We start from the raw sequence: 20,906 nt of genomic DNA, 5'->3' as shown, positions 1-20,906 counted from the left end.
AGACCAGTCGAACTGATCACCACTCAGGTGTTGTCCAGCCTGGATATTTCTTCCTGAACTCGTCGTAGAGGGCATCTATTTCCGTTTTGCTGACCGGGCGCACCTGTTCGTAGAGATAGCCCTTGACGTCGCCGGACAATTGATATGCCGCGATGCGCCTATATGCGGCGCCGATGCCTTTGCCCTCGACAATATATTGGTCCGGTATCGTGACACAAATCTGCGCACCCGATTGCAAATGAGTGACGGGCGGATCGGTTACGACAATATATCTGGATTTCAACGCTCCCGGCCTGAATTGATCACGACTATCAACCTGACAAACCCACTCGATACGGGGGTAGAGGTCTTTGTCCATTTCATACAATAGCGAGTCACTCATGACCGAGCCGGAAGCAAATACCGAAAAACGGTCCTCGGGTTCCATCTTTTCAAGAAGGTCATCAACAAGGCGTCTGTATTCAGGAAGGTTGTCGAGGTGAAGCGGGAGCGTGGCTTCCCTGGCAAAAACGTAGCTGATCGGCGACAGCAACTGCCGGCCAAGTGGAAAAAAAGTACCAGAAAACGCCAACCCGGCGGCAACGGCTATCGCAATGGCTGACCATCGCGTTCTCAGCGCCGGCGTCGAAACGATCGCAACGATTGCCTGGGCATATGCAGGAAAGAGCCAGAGAAACATCGGCATTGAATGATGACGATCCGGATCCTGCATCCGGGTAAAGAGAAAAAAGGTGAGTGCCGAGGCGACGGCGCAGAACAGGGAAAATCCGTTTCGGCGTACAACAGAGATATAAAGGCCCAGTACGATCAACAGCCAGCTCACATAGCTGAGCCGGGATCCTACCTGGTCGATCTGCGAGACGAAGTTCGTCTTATATCCGTTATAGAGATCGCCATAGCTGGTTCCCAGGATCTTGAGGATCAGGGGTTGCTGGAAGGTCAATGCGGCTCCGACAACAACGAGGATCGCACACAAGCCCCCGACGACGGCATTCCGAAGAGCCGGAAAGTCCCGATCTTTCGCAACCTGCAACAAACAGAAGAATACAGCGGAAATCCCAATGCCTATGACAGGATAGGCGTACCAGCGTCGGAGCACGAACGCCAACCACAGGCATACGCCGACGCGTATTCCACTGATCACCGGCTCGTGGGTCAGGAGCCTCGATTTCCAGAGAAAGTAGGTCGCCGCAGCAAGGGCGAGGCAGCCGGCAATGTCGGGCAATCCACGAAGCGTCGCTGCCCAGAACGGCGTGTAGAGAAAGGCCGCAATCCAGACGGTGAGCCAGTTTCGGGATGAAGAGGTCTCGGTGGCCACCTCCAGATAGCTCATTCTGCCTATGAAAAGAGCGGTTGGGACCAGGTAAACCGCGACTATTCCGGCGATATATGAAAGCCTCGAGCCGCCAAAAACCATGTGAAACGGCATCAGCGGCACCAAAATTGCCGCGCTGTAGTCATCCGTTGCGATCGAGGTCCGCAATTGGCTGAGCCACTGGAGAGGGCTGTCGGCCAAGAGCGCGCCCTGCCGATTAAACGTGACGAAATAGGCAGCGAAGTCCCAATAATAGACTGGCTCTTCAAGCCTTACATAAATGGCTGCAAGGGCAATTCCCAGCAGAACGGTGCATAGATACGTTCTTGCCCAAAATCCGAGAGAGCTGTTCTTCGTCACTTGAGGCCGCCAGGAGGAGAAGAGGGAGAACGGTCGAAGCCAAAGGCCCGGGACTATCGTTTACGCAGCCAAGAGCCGTTCTGGCGCATCGGTGACCCGCAAGATGGCCAGGTCTCACACATGCGGAGCGACCCGATGCTGCGGCAGAGCCGGCAGCATCGATGATCTCAAACTCAGGTCGTCTCGGTCTTCTTCGGCTTGGTCGAGCCGATCATCTTCCAGTTCTTGTAGAACATGGAATTGATGCGCTCGACGCTCACCGAGACGATGGAAAGCATGGCCGCGATCAGCCCGGGAACCGGGGACGGGCGGATGATGTCCATGAACACGCAGTAGCGGCGGCCGTCATACTCGTTGACCGAGCGATGCAGCAGCGTGTCGTCGAAGATGAACAGCGGATTGTCGTACCAGTAGTTCTTGACATTGCCGCACTCGACGAAAATCTCCGATTTCACCGGGATCAGATTGTAGAGGATGCGCAGGCTGAGCCGCAGTGGGCCGAAGTGCCAGGAGGTCGATTCGCGCTTGCTGAAGACGGAAACGGCGATGGTCTTGATGTATTTGAAATCCTTGTTGAACTCGGCGACGTTGTCGATCTTGTGCTTGCCGTACCACTGGTAGACATACATGCCGCGCCGGCCGGCGCCGAAATTGGCGTCGATGTCGGCGATGATCTCGTCCTTGCGCGCCTTGAAGATGTCCAGGACCTCATTGACCTCGCGCTGATAGTCGGCGGGAAACTGCTCCAGCTTCCAGACGCCCGGATTTCTGTAGCACAGCAGGTCGACCAGCAGGTTGAACGGCGAAAGCAGCCAGGTGAACAGGCCGTTGCCGAGGAAGTAACCGCTGAACAGCGATAAATCCTTGCGGTCGTTGCGCAGCACGTCGATGAGGCCGCAAACGATGAAGATCGTTGTCAGGATGGGAATGAAATAAAAGCCAAGGGCGAGAAGCGGGATGGCAATGGCGAATTTGCGAAGGGATTTGCGAAGGGTTTTTGTCATTTTTCCACGCGCAAAGCGCGATCCTGTTGCGAATGAGGTGCCCAAATCACGGCAACGACCACCGCCCGGTCGTGCGCCTTGATAAGGTTTTTTAGGTCACCACACAACGGCCGTGGTATCGCGGCCGGCTGGCTGCCTGATGAAGCCTGCCGGTATCAGGTCAATGCACCGCCGGCAGGCCAAGCTCGTCCCATTTTTCCCTGGGAACCAGGCGGAAATGCCCCAGGGCAAACCCTCGTTTCGGAGCGTGACGACGACCGGGTCACGCAAACCTGCTATTCCCGCTCTTTGCGCAGCTTCGCCCAATAATCGAGCCGCTTCCTGATATCGCGCTCGAAGCCGCGCTCGGGCGGATCATAGAAGGTCTGGCGGCCCATCTTCTCAGGAAAGTAATCCTGCCCCGAAAAGGCGTCCGGCTCGTCATGGTCGTAGCGATAGCCGGCGCCGTAATCCTCCTCTTTCATCAGCTTGGTCGGCGCATTGAGGATGTGCTTGGGCGGCAGCAGCGAGCCGTGTTCCTTCGCGGCCCGCGTGGCTGCCTTGAACGCGGTGTAGACGGCGTTGGATTTGGGCGCGGTGGCGAGATAGACGGTGGCCTCGGCAAAGGCGAGTTCGCCCTCGGGCGAGCCGAGATAGTCGTAAGCATCCTTGGCGGCGTTGGCGACGACAAGCGCCTGCGGATCGGCAAGGCCGATGTCTTCCATGGCCATGCGCACCAGACGGCGGCCGAGATAGAGCGGATCCTCGCCGGCATCGAACATGCGCGCAAGATAATAAAGAGCTGCATCGGGGTCCGAGCCACGCACCGATTTGTGCAGCGCCGAGATCAGATTGTAATGGCCGTCCTGGCCCTTGTCGTAGATCGGCGCACGGCGCTGGACGATGCGCTGCAAGCCCTCGGGATCGAAGACCTCGCCGGGCTTTGCCGCCCGCCAGACCTCTTCGGCGAGCGTCAGCGAGGCGCGGCCGTCGCCATCGCTCATGCGGATGAGCATCGTTCGTGCTTCGTCGTCGAGCGGCAGCGCCCTGCCCTCGGTTTCCTCGGCCCGCGCCATGAGCTTGGCGATGCTCTCCTCACCCAATGAATGGAAGACCAGAACGCGCGCGCGCGACAGCAGAGCGGCATTCAGCTCGAAGGACGGGTTTTCGGTTGTGGCGCCAACCAGCACGACAGTCCCGTCCTCCATGACAGGGAGAAAACTGTCCTGCTGGGCGCGGTTGAAGCGGTGGATTTCGTCGACGAACAGCAAGGTCTGGCGGCCGTTCGTACGGCGCAGCTTGGCCGCCTCGAACACCTTCTTCAAATCGGCGACGCCGGAAAACACCGCCGATATCTGTTCGAAGGCCAGGCTGGTTTCGCCGGCGAGCAGCCGCGCCACCGTGGTCTTGCCGGTGCCGGGCGGGCCCCAGAAGATCATCGAGCCAAGCGAGCCGGAACCGATCAGCCGGGTCAGTGCGCCGTCGGGGCCGGTCAGATGTTCCTGGCCGACGACCTCGCCGAGGTTTCTCGGCCGCAGCCTGTCGGCCAGCGGCCGCCCGGGCGGCACCTTTTCCGGTTCATCGACGCTGAACAGATCGGCCATGCACTTCTTTTTGGTTGGAGCATGGGCCCGAAGGGACCTGCTCTAATAACGCAACACCTGACGCAGTATCTGCCCGCCGCGCTCGACCGTAAAGCGCCACCAGCGTGTATCCGTCTTGGCCGCCAGCTCCAAGGTCGCCGCGGTATCGATGGTGGTGCCGTTCACTTCGCGCACGATGTCGCCCGGCTGGAAGCCGAAATCGGCGGCCGGCGAATCGCGGTTGATGTCGACCACGGTGACGCCCTTCATATCTGTGCGCAGGCCAAGCCGCTGGGCGAGCCGGGGCGACAGTTCCGCGACCTTGGCGCCTGAGAACGGACTGCGGCCATGCAGGGTCACTTCGGCAGCCTTCATGCCTTCCGGAGCGCGCTCCAGCGCGATGTCCATCGCCGCCTGCTGACCCTTGGTCAGAACCGCGAAATTGGCGGTGGTGCCGATCGACAGCGTCGCCATCCGGTAGTCCAGCGCCTCGATGCTCTCGACCGGTTTGCCGTTGAGCTGCAGCACGACGTCGCCGGGCTTGAGCCCCGCCTTGGCGGCCGGTCCGGTCGCCTCGACGGACGAGACCAGTGCACCGGTCGGCTTCTCCATGCCGAGCGATTCGGCAATCTGCGGCGTCACCGCTTCGAACTCGGCGCCGACATAGGGCCGCTCGAAGAAATCGAGCCCAGCTTTGGCGGCATCGGCAAAGGCGCGAACCATGTTCGAGGGAATGGCGAAGCCAATGCCGATCGAACCACCACCGCGACTGTAGATGGCCGTGTTGATGCCGACCAGCTGGCCGCCCATGTTGATCAGCGCGCCGCCGGAATTGCCGGGGTTGATGGCAGCGTCCGTCTGGATGAAGAAACTGGAATCCGACACGCCGATATGGCTGCGGGCAAGCGCCGAGACGATGCCGCTGGTGGTGGTCTGGCCGACGCCGAAGGGATTGCCGATAGCCAGCAGCAGATCGCCGACCTCGAGCGCGTCGGAATCGCCAATGGCAATCACCGGAAACGGCTTGTCCGAGGTGATCTTGAGCACGGCAAGGTCGAGCGTCTCGTCCTTGAGCAGCACCTTGCTGTCGAACTCACGCCCGTCCGCGGTCGCCACCTTGACCTGATCGGCATCCTTGATGACGTGGTAATTGGTGACCACGACGCCGGTCGGATCGACCAGCACGCCGGAGCCGAGCGACGACTGCGCACGCGGCTGCGAGCGGCCGAAGAATTCCTCGAAGAAGGGATCGCCGTCGAAAGGCGACGTCACCTTGGCGGTCTGCGAGGCGTAGACATTGACCACGGCCGGCGCCGTCTGCTTGACCAGCGGCGCAAACGACAGCTGTACCTCCTCGCGGCCGAACGGCACGCGCTTGTCGGGACCGGAGGTGGCGTTCTCGCCTTCGACACCATGCAGCAGGTCGGTCAGCACGTCGGACAGGCCGGGATCGGTCTTGGTCTCCTCGGCCAATGCCTGCCTGACCACCGGTGCGGCCGCAAACGCCATCATGGCGAAGAGCAGAACAAGGGACAGTCGGTTGGCGCGCATTCACGAATCCTCCAAGGCGAGTTCGGGGGCATTGTCCCGACGATTGTGCAAAATGAAAGGCTAAGCCGCCGAAATCCGATTATTTTGGGCAGAGACCCTCGGTTTCGCCCAGGAGATCGACTTTGACCGCCTTCTATTGCTTCCAGAAAACCAAAAAAGGGGCCCGAAGGCCCCTTTGAACTCATTTGGAAAAAACCGAGCCTTATGCGGCTGCGGCGTCCGCTTCGGTGCCTTCGGCTTCGATGCGGGCGCGGTCGCCGGCGCCCTTGGCCGAAATGTCGCGATCGACGAACTCGATGACGGCCATGGCGGCATTGTCACCGTGGCGGAAGCCCGCCTTCATGATGCGCAGATAGCCGCCATTGCGGGTGGCGTAGCGCGGGGCGATGGTGTCGAACAGGCGCTTGACGACGCCTTCATTGCCGATCTGCGCGATCACCTGGCGGCGGGCGTGCAGGTCGCCGCGCTTGCCGAGCGTCACCAGCTTCTCGACGATCGGACGCAAATCCTTCGCCTTCGGCAGGGTGGTGACGATCTGCTCATGCTCGAGCAGCGACACGGCGAGGTTGGCGAACATCGACTTGCGATGGCTAATGCTTCGGGCGAAGCGACGGCCTTTGAAACCGTGGCGCATGGCTCTTTTCCTTCTTCAGTTGTTCAAGAGGCCGAGGCCCCTGATGGTTTTCCGCATGACCGTCGGATCGAGCGGCCCACGCCGCCGATCCTTGGAATTCATGCTCAATATTGATCTTCGTAACGCTTGGCGAGGTCTTCGATGTTTTCCGGCGGCCAGTCCGGCACTTCCATGCCGAGGTGCAGGCCCATCGCCGCCAGGACTTCCTTGATCTCGTTCAGCGACTTGCGGCCGAAGTTCGGGGTGCGCAGCATCTCGGCTTCGGTCTTCTGGATCAGGTCGCCGATATAGACGATGTTGTCGTTCTTCAGGCAGTTGGCCGAACGCACTGAAAGCTCGAGTTCGTCGACCTTCTTGAGCAGCGCCGGGTTGAAGGCGAGCTCGGTGACGGCCTCGGTGGCGACTTCCTTCTGCGGCTCGTCGAAGTTGACGAACAGGCCGAGCTGGTCCTGCAGGATGCGGGCGGCGAAAGCCACCGCGTCCTCGCCGGTGATCGAACCGTCGGTCTCGATGGTCATGGTCAGCTTGTCATAGTCGAGAACCTGGCCCTCGCGGGTGTTCTCGACCTTGTACGAAACCTTCTTGACCGGCGAATAGAGGCTGTCGACCGGGATGAGGCCGATCGGCGCGTCTTCGGCGCGGTTGCGGTCGGCCGGCACGTAACCTTTGCCGGTGTCGACGGTGAATTCCATGCGGATTTCAGCGCCCTCGTCCAGCGTGCAGATGACGTGGTCGGGGTTGAGGATCTCGACGTCGCCAACCGTCTGGATGTCGCCGGCAAGAACCGCACCTGGTCCCTGCTTGCGAACGACCATGCGCTTGGGGCCGTCGCCTTCCATGCGGATGGCGATTTCCTTGATGTTCAAGACGATATCGGTCACGTCCTCGCGCACACCGGCGATGGACGAGAATTCATGCAGAACACCGTCGATCTGCACGGCGGTAACAGCCGCACCGCGCAGCGAAGACAAAAGCACGCGACGCAGCGCGTTGCCCAGCGTCAGGCCAAAGCCACGCTCGAGCGGCTCGGCGACCAGCGTGGTCAGCGTCTTCTTCTTCGACGAGAACTCGATCTTGTTCGGCTTGATCAGTTCCTGCCAATTTTTCTGGATCATGATGCTTTCCTTCCGTTGACCCGCCACCATCCAATCGTGGCGGGCGACCTGGAATGCCGTGGAGGAGCGCCCCAAGGGCGCTCGCGCGACGTTCGGTAAATTGCTTAGACGCGACGCTTCTTGCGCGGGCGGCAGCCATTGTGCGGGATCGGCGTCACATCACGGATCGAGGTGATGGTGAAGCCGGCCGCCTGCAGGGCACGCAGTGCCGATTCACGACCGGAACCGGGTCCGCAAACCTCGACTTCGAGCATGCGCATGCCGTGTTCCTGGGCCTTCTTGGCAACATCCTCGGCAGCCATCTGGGCAGCGAACGGGGTCGACTTGCGCGAACCCTTGAAGCCCTGGGCACCGGCCGACGACCAGGCAATCGAATTGCCCTGCGCGTCGGTGATGGTGATCATCGTGTTGTTGAAGGTCGAATTGACGTGGGCAACGCCCGACGAGATGTTCTTGCGTTCGCGACGGCGAACACGAGCGGCTTCCTTGGCCATGATAGTCCTTTCAGTTGATCTCTACACCGCCGTAATGCCAGCGGCTCCACCTGAGTGAGCGGTGAATAGTGAATGGTGAATAGACCAGGCCATTCACCATTCACCATTTCACCATTCACCAAATTACTTCTTTTTGCCGGCGATCGACTTGGCCGGGCCCTTGCGGGTGCGCGCATTGGTATGCGTGCGCTGGCCGCGGACCGGCAGCGAGCGGCGGTGACGCAGGCCGCGGTAGCAGCCGAGGTCCATGAGCCGCTTGATGTTCATCGAGACTTCGCGGCGCAGGTCACCCTCGACCTGATAATCGCGATCGATCGCCTCGCGGATCTGCAGCACTTCCGCGTCGGTGAGCTGGTTGACGCGACGCTCGGCCGGGATGCCGACCTTGTCGACGATCTCCTGGGCGAACTTCTTGCCAATGCCGTGAATGTACTGAAGCGCAATGACGACGCGCTTGTTGGTCGGAATGTTGACGCCGGCTATACGAGCCATATTCTTCTCTTCTCCATGTGGGCCGGCCAACCTTCTAAACAAGGCAGGCCCGGCGCTAAGTTGCCCCGCGTCCGGTGGAGGCCGGTCCATGCGGGAGTTTCCAGTTCAAAGCGGCTGCCTTGCCCTTGCGGACAAGCAAAGCCTATACCTGATAGGAAGACGGGCCGCCATACCGCAGCGAACCGCTTCCGTCAAGTGCAATCGTTAATTTCCCCGCGCTGCGTCCTTGAGCACCGCTTCGATCTGCTCCGTCACGGCATCGATATCGGCCATGCCGTCGACACTCCGGAGCTTGCCCTTGGCGTAGTAATAGCCAATCAGCGGCGACGTCTTCTTGTAGTACTCTCGCAGACGCTCCTCGAACACGGCCGGATTGTCGTCCTTGCGAACGGGCAGACCGGCGGCCTGTGCCTCGTCGGCGCGCTTGACTATCCGGCCGACCAGCGCCTTGTCGTCAACGACAAGTTCGATGACGGCGTCGAGGCCCTGGGAGCGATCCGAAAGCATCTGCTCAACCGCGTCCGCCTGCACCAGGGTCCGCGGATATCCGTCGAGGATGAACCCGTTGGCACAGTCGGCCTGATCGATACGCTCGGCGACGATCGCGTTGACGATGGCGTCGGACACCAGCTCACCGGCATCCATCACCGCCTTGGCGCGCTTGCCGACTTCGGTGCCAGCCTGGACGGCAGCACGCAACATGTCGCCCGTCGAAAGCTGGGGTATGCCGTGTTTTTCTACCAGTCTTTGTGCTTGTGTCCCCTTGCCCGCTCCTGGCGGCCCAAGCAATATCAACCTCATCTGGCTTTCTTCCCCCCGCGCAGCTTCGACTTCTTGATCAGGCCTTCATACTGGTGCGCAATCAGGTGACCCTGAATCTGCGCAACCGTATCGAGCGTGACACTGACCACGATCAGAAGCGATGTGCCACCAAGGTAGAATGGTACGCCAGTCGCCGAGATCAGGAACTCCGGCAGCAGGCACACCAGCACCAGATAGATGGCGCCGACGACGGTGATGCGGGTGAGAACGTAATCGATATAATCGGCTGTGCGCTCGCCCGGACGATAGCCCGGGATGAAGCCCGAATGCTTCTTGAGCTGGTCGGCTGTGTCCTTCGGGTTGAAGACAATCGCAGTGTAGAAGAAGGCGAAGAACACGATCATCGCCGCATAGAACAGCATGTAGAGCGGCTGGCCATGGCCGAGCGAGGCGAGCACGGTGCTAGCCCAGGCCGGCATGTTGGTCGTCTGCGAGAAGCCGGCGACGGTGGCCGGCAGCAGCAGCAGCGACGAGGCGAAGATCGGCGGAATGACGCCCGACGTGTTGAGCTTCAGCGGCAGATGCGAGGTATCGCCCTGGAACATGCGGTTGCCGACCTGGCGCTTCGGATACTGGATCAGCAAGCGGCGCTGGGCGCGCTCGAAGAACACGATCAAGGCGATGACGACGATGGCGAGCACGATGATCGCCAGGATCAGGCCGGTCGACAGCGCGCCGGTACGGCCAAGCTCCAGCGTGCCGGAGATGGCGTGCGGCAGGCCGGCGACGATGCCGGAGAAGATGATCAGCGAAATGCCGTTGCCGATGCCGCGGGCGGTGATCTGCTCGCCGAGCCACATCAGGAACATGGTGCCGCCGACCAGCGTCACGACGGTCGAGATACGGAAGAACATGCCGGGATCGCTGACGATGCCGTTGCCGCCTTCCAGACCGACCGAAATGCCATAGGCCTGAACCAGCGCGAGCAGCACGGTGCCGTAGCGCGTGTATTGGTTGATGACCTTGCGGCCCTGTTCGCCTTCCTTCTTCAGCGCTTCCAGCGACGGGATGACCGAGGTCATCAGCTGCATGATGATGGAGGCGGAGATGTAAGGCATGATGCCGAGCGCAAAGATCGCCATGCGCTGTACGGCGCCACCGGCGAACATGTTGAACATGCCCAGCACGCCCTTGCTCTGCGAGGAGAAGGCCTGGGCGAAGGCGTCGGGATTGATGCCGGGAAGCGGGATATAGGTGCCGAGCCGATAGACGAGCAGCGCGCCGATCGTGAACCAGATGCGTTTCTTCAGATCCTCCGCTTTGGCGAAGGCCGAGAAATTCAGATTCGAGGCTAATTGTTCAGCAGCCGAAGCCATGCCTGATTCTCCGCTTGGTAACGCTTGATGGCCCTGAGGTCAGGCGGTGCGTTTCACCGAAGCTCACGAGATAAGCTCCGGGCTCTAAACATGCAAGCGGCCGCGTCGACGCGGCCGCCTAAATTGCGCAGATCAAAGCGCAATCGTGAGCAAAAAATGGATCCCACTCTTGCCGATCGCGCTTCAAATCGCCGTTACTCGGCAGCTGCCTTTTCCGGCAGTTTGACCGAGCCGCCGGCCTTTTCGATCTTCTCGATCGCGGCCTTGGAGGCGCCGGCAACGTCAAAGGCGAGCTTCGCCTTGATCTCGCCGTCCGAGAGGATGCGCACGCCGTCCTTGACGCGGCGGATAACGCCGGCGGCAACCAGCGATTCAGCCGTCACGGTTGCCTTGGCGTCGAGCTTCTTGGCGTCGATGGCCACCTGGATGCGGGCCAGCGACACGACGGTGAAGCTCTTGGCGAAGATGTTGTTGAAGCCACGCTTCGGCAGGCGCCGGTAGAGCGGCATCTGGCCACCCTCGAAGCCGTTGATGGCAACGCCGGAGCGCGCCTTCTGGCCCTTGACGCCGCGACCGCCGGTCTTGCCGGAGCCGGAGCCGATACCACGGCCGAGACGCTTCTTGGAGTGCGTCGCGCCGTCCTTGTCACGCAGATCGTTGAGTTTCATCTGAGTTCTCCTGCGCTCTGGCTCAGCCCTCGTCCACGACGCGGACGAGATGCTGGACGGCAGCGATCATGCCGCGCACGGAGGGCGTATCTTCCAGCGTGCGCTGCTTGTGCATCTTGTTGAGGCCGAGGCCGACCAGCGTCGCGCGCTGTTCCTTCGGACGGCGGATCGGCGAACCGATCTGCTCAACGGTGATGGTCTTGGTTGCTTTCTTGGCCATGGTCAAAATCCCTGGTCAGATCGACTATTCTTCAGCCGCAACGGCGGTGCCGCGGCGGGCCTGAAGGGTCGAATACTTGATGCCGCGAGCAGCAGCCACATCCTTGGGATGCATCTGGCTCTTCAGCGCGTCGAAGGTGGCGCGAACCATGTTGTAGGGGTTCGACGAACCCATCGACTTGGCGACCACGTCATGCATGCCGAGCGTCTCGAAGACAGCGCGCATCGGGCCACCGGCGATGATGCCGGTACCTTGCTTGGCAGCGCGCAGCAGCACGCGTCCGGCGCCCCAGCGTCCTTCGACGTCGTGATGCAGCGTACGGCCCGAGCGCAGCGGCACGAAGATCATGTCGCGCTTGGCCGATTCAGTTGCCTTGCGGATAGCTTCCGGCACTTCGCGCGCCTTGCCGTGACCAAAGCCGACGCGGCCCTTCTGGTCGCCGACCACGACGAGTGCTGCAAAACCGAAGCGACGGCCGCCCTTGACGACCTTGGCGACGCGGTTGATGTGGACGAGCTTGTCCACCATGCCGTCATCGCGTTCTTCACGATCGCGGCCGCGGCCGCCATCCCTACGTTCCTGTGCCATATCCTGTTCCTTGTTTTTTTCCGGAAGCACGGTTGCTGATAAGATCCGGTGCCTCTGTGGGTCACCGGGGGCGAAAGTTATTCCCTTCGCATAATCTTTATCCGAAAAGTCTGCAACTTTTCGGGATCATGCTTAGAAGCTCAAGCCACCTTCACGGGCAGCCTCGGCGAGCGCCTTGACGCGGCCGTGATAGATGTAGGCGCCGCGGTCGAAGACGACTTCCTTGACGCCGGCCTTGGTGGCGCGCTCGGCGATCAGCTTGCCGATCGCGGCGGCAGCGGCGGTATCGGCGCCGGTCTTGAGCGAACCCTTGAAGTCCTTCTCAAGTGTCGAAGCGGCAGCGATGGTGTGGCCCTTGGCGTCGTCGATGACCTGCACGTAGATGTTCTTCGACGTGCGGTGGACCGACAGACGCGGACGCTCGCCGGCGACCTTCTTGATCTGACGGCGGACGCGCTGCGCGCGGCGCTGCGTGGATTCCTTGGTACCCATGATGGTCTTCCTTGCCTTCAAAAAACGGGGGCCGCCATATGCGGTAGGCAAAAGCGCCTCCCGCGACCGCTCCCCGCGGCGTTGATTTGCAGTGAATGGTGAATGGAAAAATGGAGAACGGTAGAAGCGGAGTGCCACCCGGCCCCTGCTCTATCCTACTGCCATTTCACCATTCACCATTCACCATTCACGACTACTTCTTCTTGCCTTCCTTGCGGACGATCTTCTCGCCAGCGTAACGGACGCCCTTGCCCTTGTAAGGCTCGGGGCCGCGGTATTCGCGGATCTCGGCGGCAACCTGGCCGACCTGCTGCTTGTCGATGCCGGCCACGGTGATTTCAGTCGGCTTCGGCACCGTGATGGTGATGCCCTGCGGCGTCTCGTAGACGACGTCATGGCTGAAGCCAAGTGCCAGCTGCAGGTTCTTGCCCTGAAGTGCCGCGCGATAGCCGACGCCGGTGATCTCGAGCTTCTTCTCGAAACCGTCCTTGACGCCCTGCAGGATGTTGACGATCTGCGTGCGCGACATGCCCCACTTGGAGCGGGCGGCCTTGGTCTGGTCGCGCGGCTGGACAGCGATCTCGCTGCCTTCCATCTTGACCAGCACTTCGTCGTTCACCACGAACTTCAGCTCACCCTTGGGGCCCTTCGCCGTCACGGTCTGGCCGTTGACGGTCGCGGTCACGCCCTGCGGCAGCGAAACGGGTTTCTTACCAATACGAGACATTTTGTTGTCCTCGTCACTTCTCTTGTTTCAGGTCTCTGTCTTCGGGAACGATCCGAAGACCGGATTCCACTTTGCGGTCAGCTGCCAGATCAGAAGATCTGGCAGAGGATTTCACCGCCGACGTTCTGTTCACGTGCTTCGTGGTCGGCCATCACGCCCTTCGGTGTCGAAAGGATGGCGATGCCGAGGCCGTTGGCGACCTGCGGAATCGACTTGGCCGAAACATAGACGCGGCGGCCTGGCTTCGAGACGCGGGCGATTTCGCGCACGACCGGCGCGCCGTCGAAATACTTCAGCTCGATCTCGATTTCGGACTTGCCGTTGTCGAAGTCGGTCTGGCTGTAATCGCGGATATAGCCTTCAGCCTTCAGCACGTCGAGGACGCGGGTGCGCAGACGCGAAGCCGGCGTCGAAACGCTCGACTTCTTGCGGCCATACGCGTTGCGGATGCGGGTCAGCATATCGCCGAGAGGATCGCTCAATGACATGTTATGTCCTCCTTACCAGCTCGACTTGACCAGGCCCGGGATCTGGCCGTTATTGCCGAGATCACGAAGCGCGATGCGCGATACTTTGAGCTTGCGATAGTAGGCACGCGGACGGCCGGTAACTTCGCAGCGGTTGCGGATGCGGATCTTGGCCGAGTTGCGCGGCAAGGCAGCAAGCTTCAGCTGAGCGCGGAAGCGCTCTTCCATCGGCTTGGACTGATCCATGATGATCGCCTTGAGGGCAGCCCGCTTGGGACCGTACTGGTCGGCAAGCTTGCGGCGCCTGTTGTTCTTCTCGACTGAGCTGGTCTTTGCCATTTCAGATTTTTCCTTTTCTCGCTGCCGTTACTGGCGGAAGGGGAAGTTGAAGGCCTTGAGCAATGCCCTGGCTTCGTCGTCCGTCTTCGCAGTCGTACAAACGATGACGTCCATGCCCCAGATCTGATCAACCTTGTCGTAGTTGATCTCCGGGAACACGATGTGTTCCTTGATGCCCATGGCGTAGTTGCCACGGCCATCGAAGCTCTTCGGATTCAGTCCGCGGAAGTCGCGGACGCGCGGCAATGCGATGTTCACGAGGCGGTCGAGGAACTCGTACATGCGTTCCTTGCGCAACGTGACCTTGGCGCCGATCGGCATCTTCTCGCGGACCTTGAAGCCGGCGATCGAGTTGCGGGCGCGGGTGACGACGGCCTTCTGGCCGGCGATCATCGCCAGGTCTTCGGCCGCGATCGAAGGCTTCTTCGAATCGGCGGTCGCTTCGCCAACGCCCATGTTCAGCACGATCTTGTCGATGCGCGGAACCTGCATCTCGTTGTCGTAGCCGAACTGTTCCTGCAGCGCCTTGCGGATGGTCTCGTTGTAGACCTGCTTGAGGCGCGGCGTGTTCTGGGCCTTGGACTGTTTGCTTTCAGCCTTGGGCTTCGTGGTTTGAGCCTTAGCCATTGATGACTTCTCCCGAGCGCTTGGCGACGCGCACCTTCTTGCCGTCCTTCTGGAAGATGAAACCGACGCGGGTCGGCTTGCCATCCTTGGGGTCGGCCAGCGCGATGTTCGACAGCTGGATCGGCGCTTCCTTGGTGATGATCCCGCCCTCTTGGGACTGGGACTGCTTCTGGTGACGACGGATCATGTTGACGCCGCGCACCAGCGCGGTGTCTTCCTTCGGCTGTACCGAGAGGACTTCGCCCGAACGGCCCTTGTCCTTGCCGGCCAGCACGACGACCTTGTCGCCTTTTCTAATCTTTTGCATTGGTCCGGCTCCTTACAGCACTTCAGGCGCGAGCGAGATGATCTTCATGTGGTTCTTGGCGCGAAGTTCGCGCGGAACCGGTCCGAAGATACGCGTGCCGATCGGCTCTTTCTTGTTGTCGACGAGAACGGCCGCGTTCTTGTCGAAACGGATCACGCTGCCGTCCGGGCGGCGGATGTCCTTGGCCGTGCGAACCACGACCGCCTTCATCACATCGCCCTTCTTCACGCGGCCGCGCGGGATGGCTTCCTTGATCGACACCACGATGATGTCGCCCACGGAAGCGTATTTCCGCTTCGAGCCGCCCAGCACCTTGATGCACATGACACGACGGGCGCCGGAATTATCCGCGACGTCGAGGTTTGTTTGCATCTGAATCATGACTGGCCGCCTTCTTCTTTTCTAACGGGACAGGCTCAAAGCCCCTCCCCGGTCTGTCCAAAATTCGTTGTTTACGCCCGAGGTCAGGCTTGGTCCGAAGACACGACGATCCAGCGCTTATCCTTGGAAATCGGCTTCGATTCCTGGATGAACACCTGATCGCCAACCTTGTGGGCGTTGTTCTCGTCGTGCGCCTTGTACTTCTTGGTCATGCGCACGGTCTTCTTCATCACGGGATGCGTGAAGCGCCGTTCGACCTTGACGACAACCGTCTTCTCGTTCTTGTCGCTGACGACGGTGCCCTGCAGAATGCGCTTTGGCATGGTTTTCGTCCTTAAGCCTTCTTAGCCGCGGACTTTTCCGCAGCGATGGTCTTGATACGCGCAATATCCTTACGGACCTGTCTCACGCGCGCGGTCTTCTCGAGCTGGCCGGTGGCCTTCTGGAAGCGCAGGTTGAACTGCTCCTTCTTCAGGCTGGCCAGGTCGTCGGTCAGCTGGTCCTGGGTCTTGGTCCGGATGTCTTCGGCTTTCATGATCAGCCCGTCCTTATTCTGCGATGCGCTGCACGAAGCGCGTCTTGACCGAGAGCTTGGCCGCGCCGAGACGCAGTGCCTCACGGGCGGTTTCTTCGTTGACGCCGTCGATCTCGAACATGATGCGGCCCGGCTTGACGCGCGCCGCCCAGTAATCGACCGCACCCTTGCCCTTACCCATGCGGACTTCGGTCGGCTTCGAAGTGACCGGCACGTCCGGGAAAATACGGATCCAGACGCGACCGGCGCGCTTCATTTCACGGGTGATCGCGCGGCGGGCCGCCTCGATCTCACGTGCGGTGACGCGGTTCGGCTCAAGCGCCTTCAGCCCGAAACCACCGAAATCCAGGTTGGTACCGCCCTTTGCGGTACCATGGATACGGCCCTTGAACTGCTTGCGGAACTTTGTGCGCTTTGGCTGCAGCATCGTTCTAACTCCAAATTCCTAAATGTCTCAGGCGTTTTCGCGACGACGACCGCGTTCGCGATCACCACCACCGCCATGCGCTGCATCGCTTTCGCTGGCCCGACGCTCCGAAGCCATCGGGTCATGCTCGAGGATCTCGCCCTTGAACACCCAGACCTTGACGCCGCAGATGCCATAAGCGGTGTGCGCTTCGGCCGTACCGTAGTCGACGTCCGCACGCAGCGTATGCAGCGGCACGCGACCTTCGCGATACCATTCCATACGCGCGATCTCGGCGCCGCCGAGACGGCCGGCGCAGTTGATGCGGATGCCTTCGGCACCGAGGCGCATCGCCGACTGAACGGCACGCTTCATGGCGCGGCGGAACGCGATACGACGCTCGAGCTGCTGGGCGATCGACTGGGCGACCAGGGTCGCGTCGATCTCCGGCTTGCGCACTTCAACGATGTTGAGGTGCGTCTCGGACTTCGTCATCTCCATCAGCTTCTTGCGAAGCTTCTCGATGTCGGCGCCCTTCTTGCCGATGATCAGACCCGGGCGCGCGGCATGGATGGTGACGCGGCACTTCTTGTGCGGACGCTCGATGACGACCTTCGAGATGGCAGCCTGCTTGAGCTCCTTCTCAAGATACTTGCGGATCTTGATGTCCTCATGCAGCAGCTTGCCGTACTCGCCGGTGTTCGCGAACCAGCGCGAATCCCAGGTGCGGTTGATGCCGAGGCGAAGACCGATCGGATTGACTTTCTGGCCCATTATGCGGCCTCCCCTTTTTCTTCGACTTCACGAACGACGATCGTGAGGTGCGAGAACGGCTTCTCGATACGGCTGGCGCGACCACGGCCACGGGCATGGAACCGCTTCATGACGATCGACTTGCCGACATAGGCTTCCGCCACGATCAGTGCATCGACGTCCAAGTCGTGGTTGTTTTCCGCGTTGGCGATTGCCGATTCCAGCGTCTTCTTGACCGTGCCGGAAATCCGCTTGGCCGAGAATTCGAGATCGGAAAGCGCTGTCGCGACCTTCTTGCCGCGGATCAGCGCGGCAACCAGGTTCAGCTTCTGCGGGCTGATACGGATCGTGCGCAACACGGCGCGCGCTTCGTTATCAGCAAGCCTGCGCGGAGCTTTGGCCTTGCCCATGATTATTTCCTCTTCGCCTTCTTATCCGCGCCGTGACCGTAATAGGTCCGGGTCGGAGCGAATTCACCGAACTTGTGACCGACCATGTCCTCGTTCACCGAGACGGGAACATGCTTCTGGCCGTTGTAGACACCGAAGGTGAAGCCGACGAACTGCGGCAGGATGGTGGAGCGACGGCTCCACATCTTGATCACCTCATTGCGACCACCTTCACGAACCTTGTCCACCTTCTTGAGAAGGTAGCCGTCAATGAAGGGGCCTTTCCAAATCGAACGAGTCACTTGGCGTTACCTCTTCTTAGCTCTTGCGCTGATGGCGCGAGCGCAGGATGAACTTGTCGGTCGCCTTGTTGGACCGCGTCTTCTTGCCCTTGGTCGGCTTGCCCCAAGGCGAAACCGGATGGCGGCCACCCGAGGTGCGGCCTTCGCCGCCGCCGTGCGGATGGTCGACTGGGTTCATGGTCACGCCGCGATTGTGCGGACGCTTGCCACGCCAGACCGTGCGACCGGCCTTGCCGTCATTGATGTTGCCGTGGTCCGGATTGGACACGGCGCCGACAGTGGCCATGCAGGAGCCGTGAACGACACGCTGCTCGCCCGAGTTGAGGCGCAGGATCGCCATGCCCTGGTCACGACCGACAAGCTGGCCATAACCACCTGCCGAACGGGCGACCTGAGCGCCCTTGCCCGGCTTCAGCTCAATGTTGTGGACGATGGTGCCGACCGGCATCGAAGCCAGCGGCATCGCATTGCCCGGCTTCACGTCGACCGCTTCGCCGGACACGATCTTGTCGCCGGGAGCCAGACGCTGCGGAGCGATGATGTAGGACAGCTCGCCATCGTCATACTTGATCAGCGCGATGAAGGCGGTGCGGTTCGGATCGTATTCAATGCGCTCGACCGTGCCGACGACGTCGAACTTGCGGCGCTTGAAGTCGATGATGCGGTACGAACGCTTGTGACCACCGCCGATGAAGCGGGCGGTGATGCGGCCGTGGTTGTTGCGGCCGCCCGACTTGGTCAGGCCTTCGGTCAGACCCTTGACGGGCTTGCCCTTGTAAAGGCCCGAGCGGTCGACGATGACCAGCTGACGGGTGCTGGGCGTTACCGGGTTGAATTTTTTCAGTGCCATGTTTCTGTCCTCGCGGCCTTGCTCAGAGACCCGTCGCGACGTCGATCGACTGGCCATCGGCCAGCGTCACAATCGCCTTCTTGACGTCGCTCTGGCGGCCAACCGTGCCACGGAAGCGCTTGATCTTGCCCTTACGGACAAGCGTGTTCACGGCCATCACCTTGACGCCGAACAGCGCTTCGACGGCGGCCTTGATTTCCGGCTTCGACGCCTTCTTGGCGACGTTGAAGACGACCTGGTTGTTCTCGGAGGCCATGGTCGACTTTTCGGTGATCGCCGGCGAGACGATCACGTCGTAATGACGAAGGTCGGTCATTTAAAGCGCTCCTCGAGAGCCTCGACGGCGGCCTTCGAAAGGACCAGCGTGCCGCGGCGCAGAATGTCGTAGACGTTGATGCCCTGGATGGGCAGCACGTCGATGTTCGGGATGTTCGTCGCCGCGAGCTTGAAATTCTTGTCAAGCTCGGCACCGCCGATCAGCAGGGCGTTGGTCAGGCCCAGCGTCGCGAAATTCGCGATCAGCGCCTTCGTCTTGGCCTCGGTCAGCTTCAACTCGTCGATGATGATGATCGACGCGCTCTTGGCCTTGGCCGAGAGAGCATGCTTGAGGCCAAGCGCACGAACCTTCTTCGGCAATTCGTGCTCGTGGCTGCGAACGACCGGGCCGTGAGCCTTGCCGCCGCCGCGGAACTGCGGAGCGCGTGCCGAATGGTGACGGGCGCGGCCCGTACCCTTCTGCTTGTACATCTTGGCGCCGGTGCGTGCGATCTCGGCGCGGCCCTTGGTCTTGTGCGTGCCCTGCTGCTTCTTGGCCAGCTGCCAGCGCACGACGCGCTGCAGGATGTCTTCGCGCGGATCAAGGCCGAAAATCTCCTCGGAGAGTTTCACCTTGCCGGCGTCCTTGCCGCCAAGCGTTGTGATCTTGAGATCCATTATTCCGCTCCCTCTGTGGCCGGAGCCTCGTTCTTAGCAGCTGCCGCAACGGCGCGGATCGCGGCGGGCTTCGGCGCATTGGCCGGCAGTGCCACCTTGGCCGCATCGCGGACCAGGATCCAGGCGCCCTTCGATCCGGGAACCGCACCGCGGATCAGGATCAGGCCACGGTCGGCGTCGGTCGAGACGATCTCGACATTCTGCGTGGTGACGCGGGTGTCGCCCATGTGGCCAGCCATATGCTTGCCCTTGAACACCTTGCCCGGGTCCTGGCGCTGGCCGGTCGAACCATGCGAACGGTGCGAAACCGAGTTACCGTGCGTGGCGCGGCCACCGCCCATGTGGTGGCGCTTGATGACGCCCTGAAAACCCTTGCCGATCGTCGTGCCCGTCACATCGACCTTCTGGCCGGGGACGAAATGCTCGACGGTGATCTCGGCGCCGACATCGATCATGTTGTCGGCGGAGACGCGAAACTCGGCGACCTTCGCCTTCGGCTCGACGGAAGCGGTCGCGAAATGACCGCGCAACGCCTTCGACGTGTTCTTCACCTTGGCCAGGCCAACGCCGAGCTGAACGGCGGTGTAGCCATTCTTCTCTTGCGTACGTTGGGCCACGACCTGGCAGTTCTCCATCAGGAGAACGGTGACGGGAACATGTTCCCCGGCATCGTTGTAGATGCGGGTCATTCCCACCTTCTTTGCAATCACACCTGAACGCATCGGTTCAATTCCTTTAGAGTTCCGGGCCAGGGGCACCGCCCCTTACCGCGCTCTCATTCCCTTAGAGCTTGATCTCGACGTCGACGCCGGCGGCCAGATCGAGCTTCATCAAAGCATCGACCGTCTGCGGGGTCGGATCGACGATGTCGAGCAGACGCTTATGCGTGCGCATCTCGAACTGCTCGCGGCTCTTCTTGTCGACGTGAGGCGACCGGTTGACCGTGAACTTTTCGATCCGCGTCGGCAGCGGAATGGGGCCGCGGACGTTGGCACCGGTGCGCTTGGCCGTCGATACGATTTCCTTCGTCGAGGCGTCGAGCACGCGGTGGTCAAACGCCTTCAGGCGGATGCGGATATTCTGTCCGTTCATGCGTCACTTCCTTGTTCTGGCGCGGCGCGGGCAGCGCCCGCGACAGATCGGTTTAAGTCCAAATTACTCTTTGATGGTGACGACGATGCCGGCACCGACGGTGCGGCCGCCTTCACGGATAGCGAAGCGCAGCTTCTCTTCCATGGCGATCGGCACGATCAGCTC

32 protein-coding genes are annotated in these 20,906 nt (G+C 61.1%); all 32 read right to left on the bottom strand.

The genetic code is table 11. The features are described 5' to 3' along the window. Nucleotides 1-16: 16 nt before the first annotated feature. Entirely contained in the window at nt 17-1,675 is a 1,659-nt protein-coding gene (locus NKI38_RS12440; RefSeq protein ID WP_352657856.1) for a hypothetical protein, read from the bottom strand. 173 nt (nt 1,676-1,848) lie between these two features. After that, nucleotides 1,849-2,679 (bottom strand): aspartyl/asparaginyl beta-hydroxylase domain-containing protein, encoded by an 831-nt coding sequence (locus tag NKI38_RS12435; RefSeq protein WP_352657853.1) that lies wholly within the window; start codon nt 2,677-2,679, stop codon nt 1,849-1,851. A gap of 275 nt (nt 2,680-2,954) precedes the next feature. Next, nucleotides 2,955-4,262, bottom strand: a complete 1,308-nt coding sequence (locus NKI38_RS12430; protein WP_352657850.1) for a replication-associated recombination protein A — start codon at nt 4,260-4,262, stop codon at nt 2,955-2,957. A gap of 42 nt (nt 4,263-4,304) precedes the next feature. Next, complete coding sequence (locus NKI38_RS12425) at nt 4,305-5,792, bottom strand: Do family serine endopeptidase (protein WP_352657847.1); 1,488 nt, start codon at nt 5,790-5,792, stop codon at nt 4,305-4,307. 202 nt (nt 5,793-5,994) lie between these two features. Then, nucleotides 5,995-6,426: a 50S ribosomal protein L17 gene (gene rplQ, locus NKI38_RS12420; protein ID WP_352633706.1), complete on the bottom strand. Its 432-nt coding sequence runs from the start codon at nt 6,424-6,426 to the stop codon at nt 5,995-5,997. Nucleotides 6,427-6,530: 104 nt separating this feature from the next. Then, nucleotides 6,531-7,541, bottom strand: coding sequence for a DNA-directed RNA polymerase subunit alpha (locus tag NKI38_RS12415; RefSeq protein WP_352487615.1), 1,011 nt, complete (start codon nt 7,539-7,541; stop codon nt 6,531-6,533). 104 nt (nt 7,542-7,645) lie between these two features. Next, complete coding sequence (rpsK, locus tag NKI38_RS12410; protein WP_006205444.1) at nt 7,646-8,035, bottom strand: 30S ribosomal protein S11; 390 nt, start codon at nt 8,033-8,035, stop codon at nt 7,646-7,648. A 123-nt stretch (nt 8,036-8,158) separates the two neighbouring features. Beyond that, entirely contained in the window at nt 8,159-8,527 is a 369-nt protein-coding gene (gene rpsM / locus NKI38_RS12405) for a 30S ribosomal protein S13 (RefSeq protein ID WP_023757968.1), read from the bottom strand. A 204-nt stretch (nt 8,528-8,731) separates the two neighbouring features. After that, nucleotides 8,732-9,328 carry an adenylate kinase gene (locus NKI38_RS12400; RefSeq protein ID WP_352657844.1) on the bottom strand — a complete coding sequence of 199 codons (597 nt, stop codon included), beginning with the start codon at nt 9,326-9,328 and terminating at the stop codon, nt 8,732-8,734. Further along, nucleotides 9,325-10,665: a preprotein translocase subunit SecY gene (secY, locus tag NKI38_RS12395; protein ID WP_056588610.1), complete on the bottom strand. Its 1,341-nt coding sequence runs from the start codon at nt 10,663-10,665 to the stop codon at nt 9,325-9,327. Before secY ends, NKI38_RS12400 begins: the two co-directional genes overlap by 4 nt. 194 nt (nt 10,666-10,859) lie before the next feature. Next, nucleotides 10,860-11,333 carry a 50S ribosomal protein L15 gene (rplO, locus tag NKI38_RS12390; protein WP_027028844.1) on the bottom strand — a complete coding sequence of 158 codons (474 nt, stop codon included), beginning with the start codon at nt 11,331-11,333 and terminating at the stop codon, nt 10,860-10,862. A 22-nt stretch (nt 11,334-11,355) separates the two neighbouring features. Further along, a complete protein-coding gene (gene rpmD / locus NKI38_RS12385) occupies nt 11,356-11,553 on the bottom strand; it encodes a 50S ribosomal protein L30 (RefSeq protein ID WP_006205449.1) in 198 nt (65 codons plus the stop codon). Between the two features lie 24 nt (nt 11,554-11,577). Next, entirely contained in the window at nt 11,578-12,141 is a 564-nt protein-coding gene (rpsE, locus tag NKI38_RS12380) for a 30S ribosomal protein S5 (RefSeq protein WP_006333394.1), read from the bottom strand. Between the two features lie 132 nt (nt 12,142-12,273). After that, nucleotides 12,274-12,633, bottom strand: coding sequence for a 50S ribosomal protein L18 (gene rplR, locus NKI38_RS12375; protein ID WP_352633700.1), 360 nt, complete (start codon nt 12,631-12,633; stop codon nt 12,274-12,276). Between the two features lie 193 nt (nt 12,634-12,826). Then, nucleotides 12,827-13,360, bottom strand: a complete 534-nt coding sequence (gene rplF / locus NKI38_RS12370; protein WP_352633698.1) for a 50S ribosomal protein L6 — start codon at nt 13,358-13,360, stop codon at nt 12,827-12,829. An 89-nt stretch (nt 13,361-13,449) separates the two neighbouring features. Further along, entirely contained in the window at nt 13,450-13,848 is a 399-nt protein-coding gene (rpsH, locus tag NKI38_RS12365) for a 30S ribosomal protein S8 (protein WP_013531431.1), read from the bottom strand. 12 nt (nt 13,849-13,860) lie between these two features. Next, nucleotides 13,861-14,166: a 30S ribosomal protein S14 gene (gene rpsN / locus NKI38_RS12360; RefSeq protein ID WP_010909282.1), complete on the bottom strand. Its 306-nt coding sequence runs from the start codon at nt 14,164-14,166 to the stop codon at nt 13,861-13,863. Between the two features lie 27 nt (nt 14,167-14,193). Continuing rightward, nucleotides 14,194-14,793: a 50S ribosomal protein L5 gene (rplE, locus tag NKI38_RS12355; protein ID WP_013531429.1), complete on the bottom strand. Its 600-nt coding sequence runs from the start codon at nt 14,791-14,793 to the stop codon at nt 14,194-14,196. Then, nucleotides 14,786-15,100 (bottom strand): 50S ribosomal protein L24, encoded by a 315-nt coding sequence (gene rplX / locus NKI38_RS12350; RefSeq protein WP_013531428.1) that lies wholly within the window; start codon nt 15,098-15,100, stop codon nt 14,786-14,788. Before rplX ends, rplE begins: the two co-directional genes overlap by 8 nt. A gap of 12 nt (nt 15,101-15,112) precedes the next feature. Next, nucleotides 15,113-15,481, bottom strand: a complete 369-nt coding sequence (gene rplN / locus NKI38_RS12345) for a 50S ribosomal protein L14 (protein ID WP_006205457.1) — start codon at nt 15,479-15,481, stop codon at nt 15,113-15,115. Nucleotides 15,482-15,564: 83 nt separating this feature from the next. Then, the gene (gene rpsQ, locus NKI38_RS12340) at nt 15,565-15,804 is read right to left on the bottom strand and encodes a 30S ribosomal protein S17 (protein ID WP_010909280.1); all 240 of its coding nucleotides are present in this window, start codon (nt 15,802-15,804) and stop codon (nt 15,565-15,567) included. Between the two features lie 11 nt (nt 15,805-15,815). After that, the gene (gene rpmC / locus NKI38_RS12335) at nt 15,816-16,016 is read right to left on the bottom strand and encodes a 50S ribosomal protein L29 (RefSeq protein ID WP_006205459.1); all 201 of its coding nucleotides are present in this window, start codon (nt 16,014-16,016) and stop codon (nt 15,816-15,818) included. Nucleotides 16,017-16,029: 13 nt separating this feature from the next. Then, nucleotides 16,030-16,443, bottom strand: a complete 414-nt coding sequence (rplP, locus tag NKI38_RS12330; protein ID WP_013531427.1) for a 50S ribosomal protein L16 — start codon at nt 16,441-16,443, stop codon at nt 16,030-16,032. A gap of 27 nt (nt 16,444-16,470) precedes the next feature. Beyond that, nucleotides 16,471-17,196: a 30S ribosomal protein S3 gene (rpsC, locus tag NKI38_RS12325; protein ID WP_013531426.1), complete on the bottom strand. Its 726-nt coding sequence runs from the start codon at nt 17,194-17,196 to the stop codon at nt 16,471-16,473. Beyond that, a complete protein-coding gene (gene rplV, locus NKI38_RS12320; protein ID WP_006205462.1) occupies nt 17,196-17,585 on the bottom strand; it encodes a 50S ribosomal protein L22 in 390 nt (129 codons plus the stop codon). The genes rpsC and rplV overlap by 1 nt, the downstream gene beginning before the upstream one ends. 2 nt (nt 17,586-17,587) lie before the next feature. Further along, the gene (rpsS, locus tag NKI38_RS12315) at nt 17,588-17,866 is read right to left on the bottom strand and encodes a 30S ribosomal protein S19 (protein ID WP_006205463.1); all 279 of its coding nucleotides are present in this window, start codon (nt 17,864-17,866) and stop codon (nt 17,588-17,590) included. Nucleotides 17,867-17,882: 16 nt separating this feature from the next. Continuing rightward, on the bottom strand, nt 17,883-18,716 hold the full coding sequence (gene rplB / locus NKI38_RS12310) for a 50S ribosomal protein L2 (protein ID WP_027026960.1): 834 nt from the start codon (nt 18,714-18,716) through the stop codon (nt 17,883-17,885). Between the two features lie 22 nt (nt 18,717-18,738). Continuing rightward, nucleotides 18,739-19,032, bottom strand: coding sequence for a 50S ribosomal protein L23 (locus NKI38_RS12305; RefSeq protein WP_027028839.1), 294 nt, complete (start codon nt 19,030-19,032; stop codon nt 18,739-18,741). Next, complete coding sequence (rplD, locus tag NKI38_RS12300) at nt 19,029-19,649, bottom strand: 50S ribosomal protein L4 (protein WP_352633693.1); 621 nt, start codon at nt 19,647-19,649, stop codon at nt 19,029-19,031. The genes NKI38_RS12305 and rplD overlap by 4 nt, the downstream gene beginning before the upstream one ends. Beyond that, nucleotides 19,649-20,371, bottom strand: coding sequence for a 50S ribosomal protein L3 (gene rplC / locus NKI38_RS12295; protein WP_352657840.1), 723 nt, complete (start codon nt 20,369-20,371; stop codon nt 19,649-19,651). Before rplC ends, rplD begins: the two co-directional genes overlap by 1 nt. Nucleotides 20,372-20,432: 61 nt before the next feature. After that, on the bottom strand, nt 20,433-20,741 hold the full coding sequence (gene rpsJ, locus NKI38_RS12290; protein WP_010909272.1) for a 30S ribosomal protein S10: 309 nt from the start codon (nt 20,739-20,741) through the stop codon (nt 20,433-20,435). Between the two features lie 63 nt (nt 20,742-20,804). Beyond that, on the bottom strand, nt 20,805-20,906 hold a 102-nt coding region (locus NKI38_RS12285; RefSeq protein ID WP_152536282.1), incomplete at its 5' end, for an EF-Tu C-terminal domain-related protein.

The organism is Mesorhizobium sp. M0621 (assembly GCF_040320745.1).
In the GTDB taxonomy this organism is placed as follows: domain Bacteria; phylum Pseudomonadota; class Alphaproteobacteria; order Rhizobiales; family Rhizobiaceae; genus Mesorhizobium.
The sequence above is the reverse complement of the archived record's forward strand: the minus strand, read 5'-3'. Positions and strand labels throughout refer to the sequence as shown.

Bases quoted from the DNA above. Each gene is read 5' to 3' on its own strand.
- NKI38_RS12435 (WP_352657853.1), bottom strand. From the start codon at position 2,679: ATGACAAAAACCCTTCGCAAATCCCTTCGCAAATTCGCCATTGCCATC.
- NKI38_RS12430 (WP_352657850.1), bottom strand. From the start codon at position 4,262: ATGGCCGATCTGTTCAGCGTCGATGAACCGGAAAAGGTGCCGCCCGGG.
- NKI38_RS12425 (WP_352657847.1), bottom strand. From the start codon at position 5,792: ATGCGCGCCAACCGACTGTCCCTTGTTCTGCTCTTCGCCATGATGGCG.
- rplQ (WP_352633706.1), bottom strand. From the start codon at position 6,426: ATGCGCCACGGTTTCAAAGGCCGTCGCTTCGCCCGAAGCATTAGCCAT.
- NKI38_RS12415 (WP_352487615.1), bottom strand. From the start codon at position 7,541: ATGATCCAGAAAAATTGGCAGGAACTGATCAAGCCGAACAAGATCGAG.
- rpsK (WP_006205444.1), bottom strand. From the start codon at position 8,035: ATGGCCAAGGAAGCCGCTCGTGTTCGCCGTCGCGAACGCAAGAACATC.
- rpsM (WP_023757968.1), bottom strand. From the start codon at position 8,527: ATGGCTCGTATAGCCGGCGTCAACATTCCGACCAACAAGCGCGTCGTC.
- NKI38_RS12400 (WP_352657844.1), bottom strand. From the start codon at position 9,328: ATGAGGTTGATATTGCTTGGGCCGCCAGGAGCGGGCAAGGGGACACAA.
- secY (WP_056588610.1), bottom strand. From the start codon at position 10,665: ATGGCTTCGGCTGCTGAACAATTAGCCTCGAATCTGAATTTCTCGGCC.
- rplO (WP_027028844.1), bottom strand. From the start codon at position 11,333: ATGAAACTCAACGATCTGCGTGACAAGGACGGCGCGACGCACTCCAAG.
- rpmD (WP_006205449.1), bottom strand. From the start codon at position 11,553: ATGGCCAAGAAAGCAACCAAGACCATCACCGTTGAGCAGATCGGTTCG.
- rpsE (WP_006333394.1), bottom strand. From the start codon at position 12,141: ATGGCACAGGAACGTAGGGATGGCGGCCGCGGCCGCGATCGTGAAGAA.
- rplR (WP_352633700.1), bottom strand. From the start codon at position 12,633: ATGGGTACCAAGGAATCCACGCAGCGCCGCGCGCAGCGCGTCCGCCGT.
- rplF (WP_352633698.1), bottom strand. From the start codon at position 13,360: ATGTCTCGTATTGGTAAGAAACCCGTTTCGCTGCCGCAGGGCGTGACC.
- rpsH (WP_013531431.1), bottom strand. From the start codon at position 13,848: ATGTCATTGAGCGATCCTCTCGGCGATATGCTGACCCGCATCCGCAAC.
- rpsN (WP_010909282.1), bottom strand. From the start codon at position 14,166: ATGGCAAAGACCAGCTCAGTCGAGAAGAACAACAGGCGCCGCAAGCTT.
- rplE (WP_013531429.1), bottom strand. From the start codon at position 14,793: ATGGCTAAGGCTCAAACCACGAAGCCCAAGGCTGAAAGCAAACAGTCC.
- rplX (WP_013531428.1), bottom strand. From the start codon at position 15,100: ATGCAAAAGATTAGAAAAGGCGACAAGGTCGTCGTGCTGGCCGGCAAG.
- rplN (WP_006205457.1), bottom strand. From the start codon at position 15,481: ATGATTCAGATGCAAACAAACCTCGACGTCGCGGATAATTCCGGCGCC.
- rpsQ (WP_010909280.1), bottom strand. From the start codon at position 15,804: ATGCCAAAGCGCATTCTGCAGGGCACCGTCGTCAGCGACAAGAACGAG.
- rpmC (WP_006205459.1), bottom strand. From the start codon at position 16,016: ATGAAAGCCGAAGACATCCGGACCAAGACCCAGGACCAGCTGACCGAC.
- rplP (WP_013531427.1), bottom strand. From the start codon at position 16,443: ATGCTGCAGCCAAAGCGCACAAAGTTCCGCAAGCAGTTCAAGGGCCGT.
- rpsC (WP_013531426.1), bottom strand. From the start codon at position 17,196: ATGGGCCAGAAAGTCAATCCGATCGGTCTTCGCCTCGGCATCAACCGC.
- rplV (WP_006205462.1), bottom strand. From the start codon at position 17,585: ATGGGCAAGGCCAAAGCTCCGCGCAGGCTTGCTGATAACGAAGCGCGC.
- rplB (WP_027026960.1), bottom strand. From the start codon at position 18,716: ATGGCACTGAAAAAATTCAACCCGGTAACGCCCAGCACCCGTCAGCTG.
- NKI38_RS12305 (WP_027028839.1), bottom strand. From the start codon at position 19,032: ATGACCGACCTTCGTCATTACGACGTGATCGTCTCGCCGGCGATCACC.
- rplD (WP_352633693.1), bottom strand. From the start codon at position 19,649: ATGGATCTCAAGATCACAACGCTTGGCGGCAAGGACGCCGGCAAGGTG.
- rplC (WP_352657840.1), bottom strand. From the start codon at position 20,371: ATGCGTTCAGGTGTGATTGCAAAGAAGGTGGGAATGACCCGCATCTAC.
- rpsJ (WP_010909272.1), bottom strand. From the start codon at position 20,741: ATGAACGGACAGAATATCCGCATCCGCCTGAAGGCGTTTGACCACCGC.